The sequence below is a fragment of the Streptococcus mitis genome (assembly GCF_047459985.1).
GTDB classification, from domain to species: Bacteria; Bacillota; Bacilli; order Lactobacillales; family Streptococcaceae; genus Streptococcus; species Streptococcus mitis_DZ.
The window spans coordinates 50,760-68,575 of record NZ_JASHHD010000003.1 but is presented as its reverse complement, the minus strand read 5'-3'; the positions used below and the strand labels follow the sequence as shown (position 1 = coordinate 68,575).

Annotated in this window: 18 protein-coding genes and 1 pseudogene; 1 reads left to right on the top strand and 18 read right to left on the bottom strand. The window is 31.2% G+C overall.

The window, feature by feature from the left end; translation table 11 throughout:
- Positions 1-88 precede the first annotated feature (88 nt).
- The 10 genes from QM959_RS03395 to QM959_RS03350 all read right to left on the bottom strand — a co-directional run bounded on the left by QM959_RS03395 (position 89) and on the right by QM959_RS03350 (position 7,650).
- Complete coding sequence (locus QM959_RS03395) at positions 89-2,587, bottom strand: Spaf_1101 family AAA-like ATPase (RefSeq protein WP_414260521.1); 2,499 nt, start codon at positions 2,585-2,587, stop codon at positions 89-91.
- Between the two features lie 27 nt (positions 2,588-2,614).
- A complete protein-coding gene (gene pezT / locus QM959_RS03390; protein WP_070586237.1) occupies positions 2,615-3,376 on the bottom strand; it encodes a type II toxin-antitoxin system toxin PezT in 762 nt (253 codons plus the stop codon).
- The gene (gene pezA / locus QM959_RS03385) at positions 3,376-3,852 is read right to left on the bottom strand and encodes a type II toxin-antitoxin system antitoxin PezA (protein ID WP_070586238.1); all 477 of its coding nucleotides are present in this window, start codon (positions 3,850-3,852) and stop codon (positions 3,376-3,378) included. Before pezA ends, pezT begins: the two co-directional genes overlap by 1 nt.
- Positions 3,853-4,004: 152 nt before the next feature.
- Entirely contained in the window at positions 4,005-4,232 is a 228-nt protein-coding gene (locus tag QM959_RS03380) for a hypothetical protein (RefSeq protein ID WP_000301903.1), read from the bottom strand.
- Positions 4,223-4,855 carry a DUF3990 domain-containing protein gene (locus tag QM959_RS03375; RefSeq protein WP_000424175.1) on the bottom strand — a complete coding sequence of 211 codons (633 nt, stop codon included), beginning with the start codon at positions 4,853-4,855 and terminating at the stop codon, positions 4,223-4,225. The genes QM959_RS03380 and QM959_RS03375 overlap by 10 nt, the downstream gene beginning before the upstream one ends.
- 81 nt (positions 4,856-4,936) lie before the next feature.
- Positions 4,937-5,212 carry a hypothetical protein gene (locus QM959_RS03370; protein ID WP_000495441.1) on the bottom strand — a complete coding sequence of 92 codons (276 nt, stop codon included), beginning with the start codon at positions 5,210-5,212 and terminating at the stop codon, positions 4,937-4,939.
- Between the two features lie 37 nt (positions 5,213-5,249).
- A complete protein-coding gene (locus QM959_RS03365; RefSeq protein ID WP_002933294.1) occupies positions 5,250-5,633 on the bottom strand; it encodes a DUF5945 family protein in 384 nt (127 codons plus the stop codon).
- Complete coding sequence (locus QM959_RS03360; protein ID WP_000152419.1) at positions 5,630-5,863, bottom strand: DUF5965 family protein; 234 nt, start codon at positions 5,861-5,863, stop codon at positions 5,630-5,632. Before QM959_RS03360 ends, QM959_RS03365 begins: the two co-directional genes overlap by 4 nt.
- Before the next feature lie 50 nt (positions 5,864-5,913).
- On the bottom strand, positions 5,914-6,999 hold the full coding sequence (locus tag QM959_RS03355) for a toprim domain-containing protein (protein WP_084946474.1): 1,086 nt from the start codon (positions 6,997-6,999) through the stop codon (positions 5,914-5,916).
- 9 nt (positions 7,000-7,008) lie between these two features.
- Positions 7,009-7,650 carry a peptidylprolyl isomerase gene (locus QM959_RS03350; RefSeq protein WP_414371431.1) on the bottom strand — a complete coding sequence of 214 codons (642 nt, stop codon included), beginning with the start codon at positions 7,648-7,650 and terminating at the stop codon, positions 7,009-7,011.
- A 159-nt stretch (positions 7,651-7,809) separates the two neighbouring features.
- On the opposite strand from QM959_RS03350, the gene QM959_RS03345 reads away from it, so the two are divergent.
- Entirely contained in the window at positions 7,810-8,007 is a 198-nt protein-coding gene (locus QM959_RS03345; RefSeq protein WP_414371428.1) for a hypothetical protein, read from the top strand.
- A 137-nt stretch (positions 8,008-8,144) separates the two neighbouring features.
- Here the strand turns inward: QM959_RS03345 and QM959_RS03340 are convergent, their stop codons facing one another.
- From QM959_RS03340 to QM959_RS03305, 8 genes and pseudogenes are all read right to left on the bottom strand, one after another.
- Complete coding sequence (locus QM959_RS03340; protein ID WP_084946465.1) at positions 8,145-9,035, bottom strand: hypothetical protein; 891 nt, start codon at positions 9,033-9,035, stop codon at positions 8,145-8,147.
- A 211-nt stretch (positions 9,036-9,246) separates the two neighbouring features.
- Positions 9,247-9,474 (bottom strand): annotated as a pseudogene (locus QM959_RS03335) (lactaldehyde reductase); the annotation flags it as partial.
- A 63-nt stretch (positions 9,475-9,537) separates the two neighbouring features.
- A complete protein-coding gene (locus QM959_RS03330) occupies positions 9,538-11,661 on the bottom strand; it encodes a peptidase domain-containing ABC transporter (RefSeq protein ID WP_084946466.1) in 2,124 nt (707 codons plus the stop codon).
- Positions 11,662-11,667: 6 nt separating this feature from the next.
- Positions 11,668-14,919 (bottom strand): type 2 lanthipeptide synthetase LanM family protein, encoded by a 3,252-nt coding sequence (locus QM959_RS03325; protein WP_084946467.1) that lies wholly within the window; start codon positions 14,917-14,919, stop codon positions 11,668-11,670.
- 82 nt (positions 14,920-15,001) lie between these two features.
- Positions 15,002-15,217, bottom strand: coding sequence for a plantaricin C family lantibiotic (locus QM959_RS03320; protein ID WP_084946468.1), 216 nt, complete (start codon positions 15,215-15,217; stop codon positions 15,002-15,004).
- Between the two features lie 145 nt (positions 15,218-15,362).
- A complete protein-coding gene (locus tag QM959_RS03315) occupies positions 15,363-16,091 on the bottom strand; it encodes an ABC transporter permease (RefSeq protein WP_084946469.1) in 729 nt (242 codons plus the stop codon).
- Positions 16,092-16,841 (bottom strand): ABC transporter permease, encoded by a 750-nt coding sequence (locus QM959_RS03310; RefSeq protein WP_261072205.1) that lies wholly within the window; start codon positions 16,839-16,841, stop codon positions 16,092-16,094. It lies immediately after the preceding gene.
- On the bottom strand, positions 16,825-17,760 hold the full coding sequence (locus tag QM959_RS03305) for an ABC transporter ATP-binding protein (protein ID WP_001245731.1): 936 nt from the start codon (positions 17,758-17,760) through the stop codon (positions 16,825-16,827). The genes QM959_RS03310 and QM959_RS03305 overlap by 17 nt, the downstream gene beginning before the upstream one ends.
- Between the last annotated feature and the right edge of the window lie 56 nt (positions 17,761-17,816).

Sequence of the window (17,816 nt, the reverse complement as noted above, 5' to 3'; positions counted from 1 at the left end):
TCCACAGAGGACTTGGACCTCAGATGTACACTATGCCTGTCGAACAAAGAAAAAAGTAGGCTAAATTTCTAACCTACTTTTTCTGGCTCTACTCTGATAAAGCCGTCTCATATATAGACATTTTATGCTTGAAGGAATCTTTCCCTCCCTCTAATTGATTGATGATATGATTTTTTATATATTTTTCACTAACATATCCCTGTGATTCAATCCATCCGTTAACTCCATCTGACTCCATAATAACAACTTGATCTGTCATAGAATTTGTTACAATTGTAGCATTATGTGTTGCTAAAATAATTTGACGTTGAGCTTTCACATCTCTAAACTGCTGAACTAAATGCATGTAAATATAACGATTATCTAGATTATCTTCAGGCTGATCAATAATCAATGGTCTGAAGTCTTTAGAATAATCACTATACGCTAATAAAAAATCAAGCATGGCTACAACTTTTTGTCCCAAACTTAATACACCAACTTCTTTATAGAGAATATCAAGTTGGTGTGAGGTTTCTTTGGAGTTAATATTAAATTCCAAAAATAACCTTTCATTAGCTACATGCGCTTTTAAGACTCTTTTAAACTCATTTAATAAACTACTATTTTCAATTAAAGAGTAGATACTCGTTTTTAAATGCGTAATGTTGTATTCATTAATTTCAGATTTATCTCTCCAATTATTTTCTTGTTTTGCAAAATTATCTTCAGAGATACTTTTTAAAAGCATAAAATACTTATTAGGGATATTTTGTCTTACAATGACTTTAACAAATTCTTTCATTCCTAATTCCCGATAGATAAGATATAAAACGTCTGCTACATCTTGCATACTAATTCTATAATTATCAAACGAAGAACGATTATTCTTGAAAAGATAACTTTCGAAATGCGGTTCTTCCCATCTATCAATTTGCTCATAACAAATTCTTAACTTACCAATCTGAGTTTCATTAAAATCCTCAATAATTTCGAGTATTAATTGCTTCCGCTGTTTTAAATATTCATCAAGTTCCTTTAATTTTACTTCAAACGATTCGAGTGTCTGAGTTCTTAGCCCATAGTCTGGTCTCGGTAATTTTTTATTTTTAATCATTAAATTAGAAATAAATTCTGTAATTTTTTCACCGTCAGCTGTTCTAACTAATTCATTAACAGAATATCTCCTATCAAACATTTTCTCTAAAATTCTAGTTTTATCAACTAATCTAAAATAGTTACCTTCAACTTTATAAACTTTTGTGTACTGAGACCGTGTCCATTCTTTAATAGAGTCAGAATTAAATCTATAAGAATAGCCAAACCTATTCTCTCGATTTTGCCCATAATATTGTAAAATATTATCCTTATTTTCTTGTTTGACATCTGGCAAACTAACTTCAATAATATATTCAGTTTCTTCTAAAACATAGAGTACAAAAGCATTTGCATGGTTACATAGAAATTCCAATTTGCTTTGCTTATCACAATCTTGAGAAAGTACAAATTGTAGCATATCAATTAATGTGCTTTTCCCTGTACCTCTCCCTCCAATTAAACAATTCATAGATGGTGAAAATGTTAAAAAGAAGTCTTTATCTTTTTTTAATTTATCACCTGCAAGAAAGCTTCTATTTCCCCCACGATTTTCTATATATAATCCTTTTATGTAAGACTTTTGTTTAAAGCTTGGCTCACATAAACTAACTGATACGTTATAATCAAACAATGCTTCTTGAAACATCTTGAAAGAAATTTTTCCACCTTTCAACCACAGATTGTTCTTCCCGAGTGAATCAATTTCGTGAGAATCATTATCTAATAGAAAGTTGGGCTCACAATTAAAATCTGCTAATAGTTTTTTTCTAGAACCTTCAATAGAATTTATATTTTTAACTCCAATAAATCGTGTATTTTCTTTAGAAAAAATTTTTCGTTTATATGCACCTGATAAGTGAGAACCTTTTTTCAAAATGTCATAACTATTGAAATGAGCAATATAGTTAACTATTTTTTGATTATTGAAATCCTTCATTATAGTCAGTGAATGTTGATAACTTCCATCTTTCTCACTTATAATATTTTCACTTAACCATTGATTAACCCATGACTCTTGTTCATAATCATATATACATACAATATGCAATTTATCCGCTGCACTAATTTCTACTCCATGTAAAATATGAGGATGTATATCATAATTCGGATAAGTTTGCATTATGATTGAGACTGCCTTTTGCAACTTTTTAATACCTTTGGTAGTATTATGATCAGTTACTACAACTATTTCTATTCCATTTTTTATGATTGCCTCTGCTAACATAAGAAAACTAATATATTCTTTTGAACTAGAAAAAACAATCTTATCAAAATTACTAAAAAAAATTGTCTTATCAACTTTTATTTTCTTATTTTCAAAAAATATATTATATAGTTCATCTTCAGTAATTTTTCTATATTTCGTTGCAGTCCAATCAGAAAATAGCTTATAATCATAAGAAACAGGTGTATGCAAATGAATTAAAGTTTTGTGAAAGCTACCGAATTTCTCTTTGGAATTTGTTAGTTCTTGATAAACAGACTTTATCTTGTTATTAAACCCTCTCACATCTACTCTCCTAAAAATATCAATTGTTTATTTTTCATGTAATTCATTAAGTCTCTTTTCCCCCACCTTCAACATCTCTTTCTCCACTTGATTCCATTCTCCAAATAGTAAATCATGAAGAACGGTTGCTGCTGAAGTTGTATCTTCTCCTGAATCATATACACAACTTCTATCTCGTTTGTAAATTTGAATTCTTTCAAAGATAGCTAGTTCTTCTAATTGTCGTGTATTATCAACCAGATGATTTACAATGAAATCATGATGTTCTTTTGGAGTTGCGCGTGCTTGATTTGGATTAATAGCATACAGTTCTTCGTATCGGATAAGAGTGCTCAGATAGGACAATTCGGGCTTGGTTGCGATTATGGCTAATTGTACCTCATATCCCTTACTTTTCAAGAGTTGTGCTGTTTTCTTTGGAACATCAATTGTCCGTAAAGTTCCCTCAATCAAAAGATTGTATCCCAAATGGCTCAATTCTGTTACTAAAGACTCTACCATTTTCCCTGCAAAATCTTTGGTGTATGCAACGCTATCTTTGCCATATTTTTGCTGAAGTTCTAAATAGTGTGGGTGCTGAGAACGAAAACTATCACCATCTATGATAACAATATTTCCTTGAAATTCTTTCTGTTTAATACGATGAATTGTAGTCTTACCGGCACCACTTTGCCCTCCAAGCAAAATCGCTATAGGTTGCTTACTGGACTTTTTTCCTCTTGTCAGTGAGCGAAGGTTCCGCTCTAAAGCATGTTTGAATTCACTATCGGTATAATCTTGGATTTCCATTAGGCTATCATCCGTTTTTCAGATATCTCTAACATACGTTCAATTCCATCCAAATAACCGCTATATCTCTCTATTTCATCAAAAGTTTCTACTAAATAGATATTCGTATGAATCAAGTCAGATAGATCATCACTCATTAAAATCCAAGGATTAGATTCATCATCAATGCTAATTCCCTGACTATCTTGATAACTATAGAGTCGAGATAGTAGATTAGCACCTCTTTCTTTCACAATTTCAACTTTTAAAGTCAATTCATAATCTTCAACAGGATTGAGCATTTTATCTTCTCCTACAATATCGACATAAGATACATTAAACTTCTGACAAATGATGTCTATTAATTCTGTAGAGACTGAACTAGTGCCATTTTCATAACGACTCAAACTATTTCGTGAAATACCTACAATCCGTGCAAATTCGGGTTGTGTTAAATCATGTGATTTACGTAAGGATTTAATGTTCTTTCCAATCATGGTAAACTCCTTTATTTTTATAATTCCATTATAGCATAAAAAAGCAGAACGCACCAAAATTGGTGCGTTATTTCTTATTTTTCTAACTAAACTTTACTTCTATAAAAGCCACCTAAAGAGTTATTTCTTTTTAGGTGGCTTTTCTCAAAATACTATACATTAAAATACTCTTGTTTAATTTTTGTAAGCAGATTGTTAGCAACCGAAGTTACACCAACATGCATCAGTTCAGGATCAGAATAATCTAGATTACGAGCATAGCCTTCTGCAACAGTCTGAGCAATACGCTTATCCAATTTATAATTAGAGGCTTTTAATAGTGCTTGAAATAATTCTGAACTATATAGTTTAATATTATTTTCCAATGATACTACTGCCATTTTTGTAACTCCTCTCCTGTTTTTGATTGATAAACCTTCTCTATTTTCATTATATCACAAAAAGATTGGTTGTGGATGGATAATTGTTTAAAAGAATATGGTTTTCTAAACTCAGCAAGCATTTCTTCTTTTGTAATTTCATTCTGACGAAAACGAGCTAAAGCTTGGGTTGGATTGTCATCAGTCTGAACACCATAGATAAAATCAAAATGGTGTTGTAATTCATCTGGATTTTCCCGATTTTGAACGACAAATTCAGCAAAATCTAAATCTGACTCTGACTTTTTATGTTTTGCAAAATAGTGACAATGATAGTCAGGGTTCTTAAAAATTTCTATAAAATTTGAAATACGAAATTCTACTATAATTCCTACTTCTTCTTCTGAGTCAAAAATATTATTATTAGAGCTGCTTCGATTTAATACTTCAACTTGCTTGTTAATAAATTTTCTAGCTTGTTCAAAGTCAGGCGTGATATAGAAACCAGGACCAAAATCTAGCTCACTTCCTAAATTAAATTTAACATCTATACCACTTTTTAAGGATTCTAAATGTCTCAATAATGTAGCATGAAACCACTGCGTCTGACCTAGTTGCTTTTCCTGCTTGGTAGTCAACTCCAAAATATTTACTTCCTTCTCTAGTCTATACTAAAAGTATAACACAAGACTTTATTCAAGTAAAAGAAAATTGTATAAAACTATTCACTTCCTTCCGTCTTTCCTAAATCTCTCTAAATTCTTCTCCAATTGTTCCTTATGAAGTTGATTCTTAGCTTCCTTTAATGTGTCGTCCAAAGTTTCTTCCCTATAAGTTGATTCTGTTTTTACTTGTTCTGATTCTTGATCTGGAGTGAAAATGATATCTAACAGTCGGTCTATTTTTTCAAGATCTTGGACAGACATATCAGATAGTCTATGAATCAGCTTTTTAAATACATCACTATTGTCGTGATTTTTCTTAAAAAATGTTGTAAACATCTATAACCTCTCAAAAAAAGCAGCCTATCAGGACTGCTTAGTGTAATTCCGAAATCGCATCATAAATGGACTGTAATTTCTTATTGTCTTTATTCTTTGTGTCAATCAACGTATGTAGCTCTTCAATTTTCTTTTGACTGCTTTGAATATCGCTATTGTTATCCGCAATAAGTCTTTTAAGATGTTGCTGATAACTTGTAGTGATATCTGTCTCTTTTCCTGTTCTAACCTCTGTAACTTTAGGTTTAGAACTAGAATTTGATTCCGTCACAGGCGCTTGTTTTCGCTTTTGAAAAGCTGCTTCATAATTTACATCATTACCTCCTTGATGATTTCCAAATAAGGCTGCAATTTTATCTGGATCTTCTTGATTTTCTGATTTACTTTCTAATGGTTGATTAAAATTCCAATCTTTTGTCATTCACTCATTTCATCCTTTCTAAATTCAGAATCATCGAATTGTCTTTCTTTACCAAAGGCATGGTCAAGAGCTTCTTCAAAACTCATGTGACTAATGCTTTGACGTCTTTTGAACGTCGCAAACATCGCTGTCTCCAGTTGCTCTTTGTAAGCAGCTAGTTTTTCTGTCTCCCTTGCTACCTTACTTTCTTGCCTAGTGACCTTTTCTTCTAAGCGTTCAATAATGGTCATATACGATCCTCCTTCATTCTAATATTAGCTAAAACATCTTGATTTTGTTATCACAATTCTAAACATTGAGAGGTTTGTCTTACTGGTTGATTCCTCAATGTCTCTTTTGCAGTCTCGAACATCAATTGTAAATCTGATTTCTTTTCTCTAAGGACATCATTCCAGTCTACTTTTTCTTTCCCAGATTCATTATCAGGGAAATCCAGGAAAACAGGAAATCCTGATTGAGATAACTTATCAGAAAAATCTTTACCTGCATCATCACAATCTACCGCAAGTGTCAATAAATCAGGATGATTATCAAAATAGATGGTGGTATCACGAATTGTATTAATCAAAGGCAATAACTTAGAAGGTATTACTGTATCTAAAAATTCTAACTTCTGATTTTCTTCAGCTATCAGTCGTAAAGTTTGATAAGCAACAACAGACCTTTTTAATCCTTCCATAGATACCAAACGAACATCAAATAGATTTTGTTGATGCAGCTCATAATAGCTCATTAAGTCGATGAACGATTCACAAAAGACTAGTCTATTAGGTTTACCAATATCAAAGGATATTCCAACATGTCCATGGCTTCCTTTTAGAATCGTTTTTAACCTCTCTCTAGGAAGAGAGTGATTCTTATGAATCCCTTGTAAGCTTGCTGCCTGTAGTATGTGACGATGATCAAAGCTTTTAAAAACAATAACAGGTTCAACTGTTTCATTTGTTTTCCAGCTGGCTTGTGCTATTAAACCTTGTTGAATCATCCTTTGTACGATTTCTTCTGAAATTCCTCTACATTCTGTTAAGTAATATCTGGCCAGACTACAGTTAGAATCTTCTATTCTCTTTAAAGGATAATAAAATGGTCTCTCTCTTTTTTCTTGAACAGCTTCTTTTTGAAAAGGTTCTTCAGAAAGAAAGGCTAGAGCTTCTTTAAAGGAAATTCCCTGAACAAGTCGAACAAAATCAATGACATCACCTTGAATATCTCTTGAAAACCATTTAAAAGTATTGGTAGTTGAAAAAATCCGAAATGAATCGTGTTCAGGATGTTCATAGACACTGCTCGAAACTTGTTTAAAGGAGATACCTAAACGATTGGCTACATCAAGAATTGAAATTTGCTTACATTCTTCTATTTCCATGCAATATCATCATTTTGTTGTAGTATTTGGTAGTGATGGAACAGATGAGGATTCTTCCAAAGTTTTGGGAGTGGCCTTATCCAAATCATCTAACCCAGATTTCCAAACCTGTACTTGATTAACCAATAACTTACCAGGTAGTTTCGAATAAGACAACTTAACCGTTCTGGTTTCTGTCTGATTGGTCTTTGATTGGTTGGCATTCTTTAAATCAGATACATAGGTTACATTATAAGAGACCATGGCAATGGCTTGATTCGTAGTCTGATTGACAAAGATATCTGCTTTTTCAAAATGATAATCCAAAATATAGTCCTTATACACTTGGTTCATGGCATCATTTTGACTTGACAATTCTTGAGAATAAGCCGATTCAGTCATATAAGGTTGAATACGTGTATTATTTTCTCCGAGCTTTTCTTTCGTATAGTACTGAGTCAAAAATTCTTTTACAGTATCCGATGACAAAATACTTGCTTTATCTTCTGCTTGTTTGTCCTCTACAAGTTTAGCTGCAGCCAATTCGATTTCTTTGCGACTTTGTTTAGCAGTAGAATGTTGACCAGCAGTATATCCCATCATGAGAATAAAGCTAGTTGCAGCCACTGCTCCGACACTAATTAAGGCTTGAGTTTTGACTTTATTTAACATCTTAGACCTTCTTTCTATAAAAACTAGGTCAAGAATAACAAAAAGGACTTGTAAGTTTTATCACACCATAATAAAAGGTGATTCCTACATTTCAGGCGCAAAATCGTACAGTTCAGAGAAAAATATCAAAATTAGCTGTCTTCAGTTTATAATATAAATATGAACAAATTAAAAGAAGAAAATTTGAGAAGAGCTCTTTCTCATATTGAACGACATAAACAAGCCATAAATACAAGTAATAATAGTAAGGATAAAAATTATCATAAATTATTGCTCCAATTTAGCTATAAAGTGTATGAAAGAATCAAGGCTAATAAAAAACCTTATCCGAATTTAGATTCAGATAAAGTCTTTTGACTAACTTTTTCCTTATAAAAAATTTTATATAAAAATATCTCTAAATAAAAGTTTTATCCAGAGATATTTTTACACCTAAATTCTAATTTTTATTATATATTTTAGATTCCATTATTGTATAAAACTTTAACAATTTTTTACTTTGGGAGTTCACTATCAATTTTATCTAGTAACAGTAGTAATTTTTCAATAATTGATAATCTACGAATAGCATAATCCTCCATTGAAAATTTAATTGGAAGATTATGATTTGATTTCCATTTTTCTTGGAAAATAATAAATGGATTTTTAAGAGCAATTGCATATTTAACATTTGAATTAACATACAATTCTATATACTTTAGTAGCTCATCTATTTCAATTTGAATTACTCTTAATGTCTCAAAATCACTATTTAAATAAGCATTATAAGTTAAACCTTCTGATGTAATAGATAAAAGAATTGCATCGACAAAATCTCTAATAATGCTTTCTGATAATCTTAAATCCCCTTCGAAATTTTTCCAATGCTGATCAAAAATATCATTATATATTGCAATTTTTAATATGTTCTCTTGCTCATTTTTTGAAAGTTTTTTGAAATTATTTATATAATCCTGTATCTCTTCCTCATACAAGCATTGCTGACTTTCTCCATCACAAAATACATAATCTGTACTCATATACTCTTCCCCATCATTATACTGTTCAGTTGAAGTCAAATTATGCTCCTCTGTATCTGGTAGATTATATTTTTCTTCTTGTTGCCAGTCTCTATTTATCTCAAAATTATTTATTAAATCTTTCCATTCTTCAAGATTTGTTTTTATTACCTTGATATAATCAGAAGCTCTATAAATTTTTTGTTCCTTTAGATCATAAATATCGAGACTTAAACTTGCTAATTTTATCGCGTTAGATAAAACGTCATTAGAAATTTTTTTCTCATCTTTTCTTTTATTAAGATAATCATTTAAAAACCCACTTATCCCTAAAATAGTTACAATATTTGCTATTAGACTAATCCAATCTAAAAATGATAAATCCATTTTTATTCCTCCTAAAGTAATTATAAAATTAGTATAACACAAAAAAAAAATAAATATTTTCAGTTTAAAAACTACCAAATAGATTTCAATAAGAAGGGAAGGATAATCTATATTTTAATCCATACTACAAAAAAAGATTGAGCATTGTACAGTACAAAACTCAATCCTTTAAATAACATTTAAGTTAGCAAACAATTAAAATGATTATTTCTTAAAACAACTCTTTATAAAAATCAATCGTTTCTTCTAAAGTTGGCATAAATGGGTTTCCTGGTGCACATGCATCAATCAAGGCATTCTTAGAAATGTATTCAAAATCGAAATTTTTTTCTTCAATACCAAGTTCAGTCAATTTCTTAGGAATACCTACTGTCTCAGAAATCTTCTCAATCTCAGCAATTGCGTAATCAGCACACTCTTCATCTGATTTACCTTCTACTTGATACTATGCGTGTTCTGCTTTTCGAGACTTCTTGTACAGACTCATAAAACCTAATCAAAATTAATTATATGAGGTTTCAAAAAGCCTTTTATACATACCTTCTTTACCACATAACTCATCATGTTTTCCGCTATCTATGATTTTACCGTTATCCATAACAACAATATTATCGTATTCCTGAGCGTTAGATAGTCTATGAGTTATAAAAATTTGGGTAATTCCTTTATGTTTTAAATTATCCATTATTTTCTTCTCTGTTATAGTGTCCAATTGACCAGTACCTTCATCAAAAATCATAATCTCTGGATTTTGCAAAATAGCTCGAGCTATTGCTAAGCGTTGCCTTTGCCCACCTGATAAATTATTACCATTATCCCCAATACTAGTATAGTATCCCATGGGCATATTATTAATCTCTATATCTAATTCAGCTAAACTTGCTGCAGAAATGACATCCTCCATAGAATGGCTATGAGTTAAATCTATATTGGAAATCACAGTGTCGTTAAACATTACATCATTTTGTAAAACAACTCCGAAACTCTTCCTATAACTATTTAAATCAAATAAATTAATATCATTACCATTATATAAAATCGTATTTTTCTCTACATCATACAGCCGTAGCAATAATTTAATAAGTGTAGTTTTTCCGCAACCTGTCCTCCCCACTATAGCAATACGTTCACCTTTCTTAATAGTTAATGATATATCATAAATAACTTTATAGGCACTACTATAAGCAAAACTCAAATTTCTGAAAGTCATCATTTCAAATGGGGGTAGTTTAGAAATAGAAAATTGATTTTTTTCTTCTGGAGTATAAATGATATCAAACACTCTATCTAAAATTGTAAAACAAAATTGAAATTGAAAACAGTTTTGTACGATTAGAGTAATAGGTGAAAGAAGCAAAGAAACCAATGATAAAAATGACATTAAACTCCCCAGAGACATCATATGCTGCTGTACTTCTAGTCCTCCCAAAATTAAAATTAGTAAGTTTGGTACGAGTCTATAAATAGAAATAAAAGTCTGAAAAATATTTAGATAATTTTCACGCTCTACATCAAATTTAAGCTCATTACTAAACATTTCTTTCCACTTAGTATATGAAACATCTCCTTTTGCTGAGACTTTCAAAAATAATAAATTAGAAAAAATTTCCATCAAATAACCTTGAGTCAATTCTTTAGAACTGATAAAGTTTGAGTTCTTTTCTTCCAATTTTTTTAACAAAAAATATAAAACAATAAACAAAAATATAGCAAAACATGTGATTATAAGTGTGAAATATAATGAAATCATTGCCATAGCTATAAAAGCGATAATAATTGTAGATAGATCAATTAACAAACTTGATATTCCACTTGAAATTATTTTCTCTAAAGAATCTAAATTATTGATTCGAGTTACAATTTCACCTGAAGATCTACTATCAAAAAATTTCATAGGTAGAGTGAAAATTTTGCCAACAATTTTATCTTTTAATGTAAATATGTATCTCTTCTCAACTATAATGATTAATTTAGTTCGTATGAAGCTAAATAACGCATAAAATATAATTAAGGAAAAAACTGAAATAAGCATCCCTAAATGATACATTTCTCCTTTGCTAATTACATTATCAATAATAAACCTTGTTAGCAAAGGTAATAATAAGGTGAGACTCTGTACCAAAATTGATATTAAAGAAATATAACATAGCCTTTTAATATCAATTTTACCTATCTTCAATATTTTAAAAAAATTATTATGCTTCTTTTTTTTAGTGAATTTCCTATTTGGTGAGAAGAAAATTACAATACCAGATATATTATTTGCAAAGTTTGATATATCTTCTGTTATTCTACCTTGTTCTGGATCGATGAATACTACACTATGCTCATTATGTTTTTCCACTACAATATAATGAGCATTACTAGTTAAAGCTATATAGGGTTCTACAATTTTGTTCCCCAAAAATGTTTTAACATTTAAAATCTCAGACGCCTTTGAATCCAATCCAAAATAAGAAGCTATATTTTTAATATCTCTAATGGATAATCCATCCCTTGAATTCTCAAAATCACAGCATAATTCATATAAGTTTGCCTCATGCCCATAATAATCTAAAATCATTGCCATGCATGCTAAACCACAACTGGTATCAGATAATTGTTGTATGAATTTTACCTTTTTCAATTTGAATCACCAAATTTCTAGATTAATTACAGAAGGAATTGATAAATTATTCAAAGTTAGTAAGCCTAATCCTATTCCAGCTATTCCACTCATTAGACTTGGAGAATTCTTATACGGAAGACCGCATTTCCAATTTTCTGATTCTAAATCATCAAGAATCGTATTAAGATAGGAGTAAACTACGCTGTATAAATGCTCAGAGTTCGTTTTCTTAGCAACATAAAATAGAATGTTTAGATTCCCTAAGTCTCCATGGCATAGACAGTGGCTTTTTCCAAAACCATATTTTATTGTTGTATCAATAGCTACATCCATATCAGATTTCATTGTTTTTCGAAACTCTATATTTAATGTATTATTTTTATACAATTCTAATCTACTTATAAGTATCCCCGGAGCACCATGACACCATGAAACAGGAATATTTTCAACAATATCTTTATATTTGATACCACTTTCTGTTTCTCTATAATCTGACCAATTAGATTTTTCAGTATCAAACATAGAATTTTCAAAAATTATACCTTGTTTAATTATAGTTTTAAGCTTTTTATCTTCTGGGAAATATCTACTAAGTTTTGACAACGCCCACACAATTCCTGAAACTCCGTGTGCAAAACCCGCTAAAGGATTGGAAGCCATCGTTCCTTTCCATGCTCTTCCATCTTGCCCTTCAACAGTAATTTTTGTAGAATTTTTTTCTAAATGACTAAATAAATCATGCGCTAATATCAAGAGTTCTTCGTCTCTAGTAACTTCAAATACATTTAGCAAATGTATAATCGCACCAGCAGAACCTACAAGAACATCAAAATTTTCATCATATCTATACCCTTTTTTTAAATCATCAATAATATCATAGATATAAACATCTAGTTCATCAGAATTAAAGTGTTCAGGCATCCTTGTCTTCAGTAACAATAATACATATATAATAGGGGTCTCTCCAGAAAAACCTCCAAACAGTACCTGAGAGTGAGTAGCAAATTGCTTTCTTGAATCTAAATAATACTTGAGAGATCGGTAACATTTTTTCAAGTATATGAGATAATCTTTTTTCTTGGTCTCCAAATATAAGAATAAATAGAATAACATAATACCTGATATACCATTATACAGATCACATCCGATTGGAACCATATTCCAATCATTCGTTTTCTCTCCCAGTATGTTCATGTCTACCCAGCATATATCTCCTGAAGTACCACTATATGAAATTTTAGATAAATAGTCAGCAATTTTTTCTGTTAGAGGTACAATTCTACTTTTTGTTTCTTGTATTTCTTTCTCATTTAAATTATGTATCACTTTTACAGATGGTTTTAGAGGCACAAAAGAATCCTGAACTAAATTATACGAAGGATCGTAATTCAAAGTTGTTTCAATCAAATTTAACTGAAATTCCATATCCTTCTGACAAAAGTCTCTTATTTGTTGAATTGCTAATTCTATTCCTGAAATATTAAAGAAATTTTGATATTTCGTTAGTTCAGAACATAAGAATCTATCAGATATTTTTGTCTGAAATAATGGAATATCACCCAATAATAATGATTCGAATTCTGAACTAGCTATTCTTTGTACTTTTTTATCCTCAAAAACAATTTTCCAAACTTTTGAAAATAACATTTCCCTATCTAGACCACTCCTTAAAAAACTAGGATGATAAGATGTTTGTATTAAATTAGAATAAAATTGTGTGGGCCTCATTATTTGTCTAGAATACGCATTATTAAATTTTTCTATCTCAACCAGAAACTCTTCTATTGATGAAGGATCTTTTGAAATAATTTCATAAGCTTCTTTAAAGCCAGCAGAAACGTAATTTTTATATGAATTCAAATCAACATCCTTGCCCGATAGAATAAAAGGCTGATTATCTTTACTTTGCAATGCGGATTGTTCATAACCAATTTTCATTTCATCCGTCATACTATGCATGATACTTGCACGTTCAATCGGAATCATCTCTCCTGCGCTTGAACTCAGACCGCTAATATCCACCCCAGAGTTCCCATCTTTACCCCAAACTATATTAGGTAAAATACCTACTCTTTTCACAGATTTTTCTAATAAAGAGAATATTAGTTTATCTGCCGTTTCGTATTCCTTTCTGTATTCCGTTGTATTATGAAATAATGTTTCAATATCGACAAGAACTGGTCTATTACCATTAGCTATGATATTTTCAAAATGAATATCGTTTCCCCTCATAGCAAATAATAAGAATAACAAGTATCCTAGATGTGTATAAAACTGAATAAAATCAGATTCATATGTGCATGGTAAGTGTTCTATGTACTCTACCCATCCATAATTTCCACGATTCAAAATATTTGTTACATAGAGATTTTTATTGAATTTCAGGTTGTACCAGCTAAGCAAGTTTTGAAACTTCACATCCAATATTAAATCTCTTGGTTTATATACTAACTTATTTGTTCCAAACCAAAGGAGATATACTGATTTTCCATGATTATGAAAATCTGACACACCAGATTCAATCTTTGTTAACTCCCCATTGATAGAAAAATGTTCCTGTAATAATGCTTTATCTTCTTTTAGGTTTGTTAAAAATTCTACATTATTAGTAACCCAATTTTGAATATTTTCAATAATCAATCGGAACATAACAGGATATTCTTTTAATATATCCCAAAAATGGTCCGATAAGTATATTTCTGAAAAATATTTAAATCTTTTTTCTCCAGTTTCACCTTTTAACATATTTTGTTCTTTCAGAACTTGTAATTCTAATATCAATGTTCTGTAAGAAATATTCAAAATTTGTTGGAATAACGCAATTAATAAACTATTCAAGACGTCTCTAGTGACTTTCAAATTCTGACTACTCAAATTATCTTCAAGTTTATAGGCAGCAAATTTCAAAAATGGTATGACAAAATTACTGAAAATAGGTTTTCGTTTTCCCTCACTGTCAACTATATAAAACTCTGGTAATGTATAATCATTTCTCTTAAAAAAGAACTCTATAAATTCGTTCATATGTGAAAATGAATCTATATCTTTCACATCATATGTACGTTCTTCCAAAAAAATATCTAAATCATGTTTAGAAAAATCATTTTTTTCTTGTAAATATTCCCAAAATTCATTAGAACCTTCTCCAATAAAATTATCCCAATACTCTTTTCTTTTTCTTGATTTCAAACCATCCCCTAAATCATGACTAGAAATTTTTCTTTCAGAGAAATAAGAAGCATCTTTAAAATCTGTTATGTTTAATTTTCGATTCATTTTCAACTCCTAAATATAAAATAACAGGTGACATCCTACTTTTAGGTGTCACCTATCCCAAAGATTCAATAGAATTAATCTATTAACAACAAATGAATGTTAAGAAAGGACACTCTGTGGTGATAGTACAACCACGACCACAAGAATGCTCTCCTGAATAACATGCACAATAAGATCTAGCTGTTCCGCCAGCCATAGTTTGGTCCATCTCGCTATCGCTAAGTTCACGCAAGATATCCCCAGCTGGATTACCTTCTGTACTTAGTGATTCGTAAATAGGTTTTTTCCAATCAGACATAATTGTTGAATCCCTTTCTAGTTACTGATTTCTCTTATTAAATATAGTGACACCTCAAACCTTTGGGATTAAAAAATTCAAAAGAGATACCAGTAACAAATATTTAAATCCGCTGTAATTATAACTCTGAAAGTTATGATTACAGTCATTTATAAGCAAAAATAATGTTCATCATGCGTTTATCTGACAACAAATAAAGGAGACATGCCATCAAGGTAATCAGCCATATGACATATACAGAAACTGTTAAAACAGTGAATTCCTCCAGGATGATTAGTAGTAAATTTGCCAGATAATACCGCCCAACAACCGTTGTTAAAGCAAACAAACCTGAAAATGACAATAAAAAAGCAAGTGGCAGGGCAAGGATAAGTTCCTTCCGATATTTTCCTAAGAAGAGGACAATAATACCAGCAGACAGTGTATAAGCAAAAGCAATTGCTCCATAAACAAGTCCCCAAGATAACATTGTAAGACAAGAGAAAGCAAAATCACCATCCATTAACTCTAGGACCAGCATAGCCAAAAAAGTGAATTCACTGACTAGTAGATTAATCAACAAAGCAAGCATAAACTTCGCTTGGAGTAATTGTTTCAAATCGACAGGAATCAGTCTGAGATTTGAAATCGTTTTAGACACTTGTTCTATTCTTATCAAATCCACTAAAATCATGCTCGCAAAAGGGAGGAGAAAATAGTAGTTCAAAAAGAAGAAACCATTTTCTACATACCAGCCATTCACACTACCGTACGAATGCCCTTGATAAATCTGATGGCCAATCATAAACTCTAACAAAAAGAGCAGGATGGCTACAAAGGGAATCATATACAGAATCTTTCGCCTTCTTAGTTTAGTCAATTCTAGCATCAACATTTATTCATCCACCTTTCTTAACCAAGATTTAATGGACAAGAAAGACAAAACAAGTAAAGATAAACCTAGTACAATAATCGATAAGATAGCTGGCTGTTGAAGCACCACTCCTTCTCTGTTTCCTTCCCAGATTAAACTGTTAGAACTTGTTACTGGACTGATATTTGGACTCGTCCTTGCTAAAAAAAATGACACTAAAACATACATGACACCGACCAAATTCCCAACTATCTCCTTGCCTCTGACTTTTATCATGACCAAAGCAACTAAAGGAAATACTCCCATGGGAATTAAGATACCACTACTCATACAAAGATAGAAGAATCTTAATAATAAAGACAAACTGACTGTCGAAGAAAAGCGGGATAGTAGTGCGAATAAGGAAACCGAAATATAGGTGAATAACATGATACACAGAGCGTTGATTTCTATATACAAAATCTTAGCCCAGAATGTCTTCATTAGATTTGCTGAAGCGAGTTTCAAGTTGTTCATGATGCGATAGCGATATTCTACACCAAATGCCTGTATTGTATAGGAAACACAATACAAAGGGAGAATCAAAAAGTTTAAATAAGACAAAGAGAATTTATAGACAAAGGGAAAGGAGTCAAACAAGCCTCTCGCATCATTTACATAATAACAGATGAGAGCTAGGTAGAGGGAAACAACACCATATACGACAAAATTCAGTTTTTGATGCCTTTGTTTGAGAAATTCAATCTTCACTAAATCAAGCAATTCCCTCACCTCCTGTTATCCGCTTAAAGTAATCCTCTAAACTTTCATTGTTTTTATAAGAATATTCTTTTAGAACTATTCCGTTGTCTTTTAAGGAGTTAGATACGACTGCAATGTCAAAAGTAGGTGATTCTCCCTGAAGTTCAAGTTCTATATCCGAAAGAATACTGATCTGTTCTTGCAGATTTATCCTGCAAAGCACTTCCTTAGCTTGAGGAGCATCCGAAACAATTAGGTGGATTTTCCTTTTATCTGCACCATCTATTAATTCCTTCATAGTCTTTTCAGCCATAAGGTGGGCATCATGCAGTATCCCAACTCTATCTACAAGCTTTTCAAGTTCTGAAATAATGTGGCTGGATATTAAAATCGAAATGCCATGATTGGTACTGAGTTCCTTTAGATAACGGCGCATTTCAAGGATACCAATAGGATCTAAACCATTTGTTGGTTCATCTAATATCAGAATTTTCGGCTGGTGCATAATAGCGTTAGCAATTGCTAACCTTTGCTTCATTCCCAGAGAATACTGCTTGAATAGTTTTTTATTTTCCCCATCTAATCCTACTACTTGTAAAGCTTGCTCCACCTGTTTTAGCGAAATCCCTCTCAATCTTGCAAAAATAGAGAGATTTTCAGGTCCCGTTAAATTAGGATAAAAAGAAGCACTGTCCAATACCACACCGATTTGAGATAGCAAATCCTTAGAAAATTCACCTAACAGTTTTTCAGATAGAATATTCACTTCACCACTATCCATAGCTGTCAAGCCTAAAATAGCCTTGATAAAGGTTGTCTTTCCAGTACCATTTCTTCCTAGTAAGCCATAGATTTCTCCCTGTCTTAATGTAAAATCTATCCTATCTAAGACAATTTTCCCATCATAGGATTTTGATAAATTAAATGTCTGTATTACTGGATTTCTCATTTTTCTCCTCCGAACATTCGTACACGCACATTAAGAGATATAATAAAGTAGTTCCT

Bases quoted from the DNA above. Each gene is read 5' to 3' on its own strand.
- pezT (WP_070586237.1), bottom strand. From the start codon at position 3,376: ATGGAAATCCAAGATTATACCGATAGTGAATTCAAACATGCTTTAGAG.
- pezA (WP_070586238.1), bottom strand. From the start codon at position 3,852: ATGATTGGAAAGAACATTAAATCCTTACGTAAATCACATGATTTAACA.
- QM959_RS03380 (WP_000301903.1), bottom strand. From the start codon at position 4,232: ATGGCAGTAGTATCATTGGAAAATAATATTAAACTATATAGTTCAGAA.
- QM959_RS03370 (WP_000495441.1), bottom strand. From the start codon at position 5,212: ATGTTTACAACATTTTTTAAGAAAAATCACGACAATAGTGATGTATTT.
- QM959_RS03365 (WP_002933294.1), bottom strand. From the start codon at position 5,633: ATGACAAAAGATTGGAATTTTAATCAACCATTAGAAAGTAAATCAGAA.
- QM959_RS03360 (WP_000152419.1), bottom strand. From the start codon at position 5,863: ATGACCATTATTGAACGCTTAGAAGAAAAGGTCACTAGGCAAGAAAGT.
- QM959_RS03355 (WP_084946474.1), bottom strand. From the start codon at position 6,999: ATGGAAATAGAAGAATGTAAGCAAATTTCAATTCTTGATGTAGCCAAT.
- QM959_RS03350 (WP_414371431.1), bottom strand. From the start codon at position 7,650: ATGTTAAATAAAGTCAAAACTCAAGCCTTAATTAGTGTCGGAGCAGTG.
- QM959_RS03345 (WP_414371428.1), top strand. From the start codon at position 7,810: ATGAACAAATTAAAAGAAGAAAATTTGAGAAGAGCTCTTTCTCATATT.
- QM959_RS03340 (WP_084946465.1), bottom strand. From the start codon at position 9,035: ATGGATTTATCATTTTTAGATTGGATTAGTCTAATAGCAAATATTGTA.
- QM959_RS03325 (WP_084946467.1), bottom strand. From the start codon at position 14,919: ATGAATCGAAAATTAAACATAACAGATTTTAAAGATGCTTCTTATTTC.
- QM959_RS03320 (WP_084946468.1), bottom strand. From the start codon at position 15,217: ATGTCTGATTGGAAAAAACCTATTTACGAATCACTAAGTACAGAAGGT.
- QM959_RS03315 (WP_084946469.1), bottom strand. From the start codon at position 16,091: ATGTTGATGCTAGAATTGACTAAACTAAGAAGGCGAAAGATTCTGTAT.
- QM959_RS03305 (WP_001245731.1), bottom strand. From the start codon at position 17,760: ATGAGAAATCCAGTAATACAGACATTTAATTTATCAAAATCCTATGAT.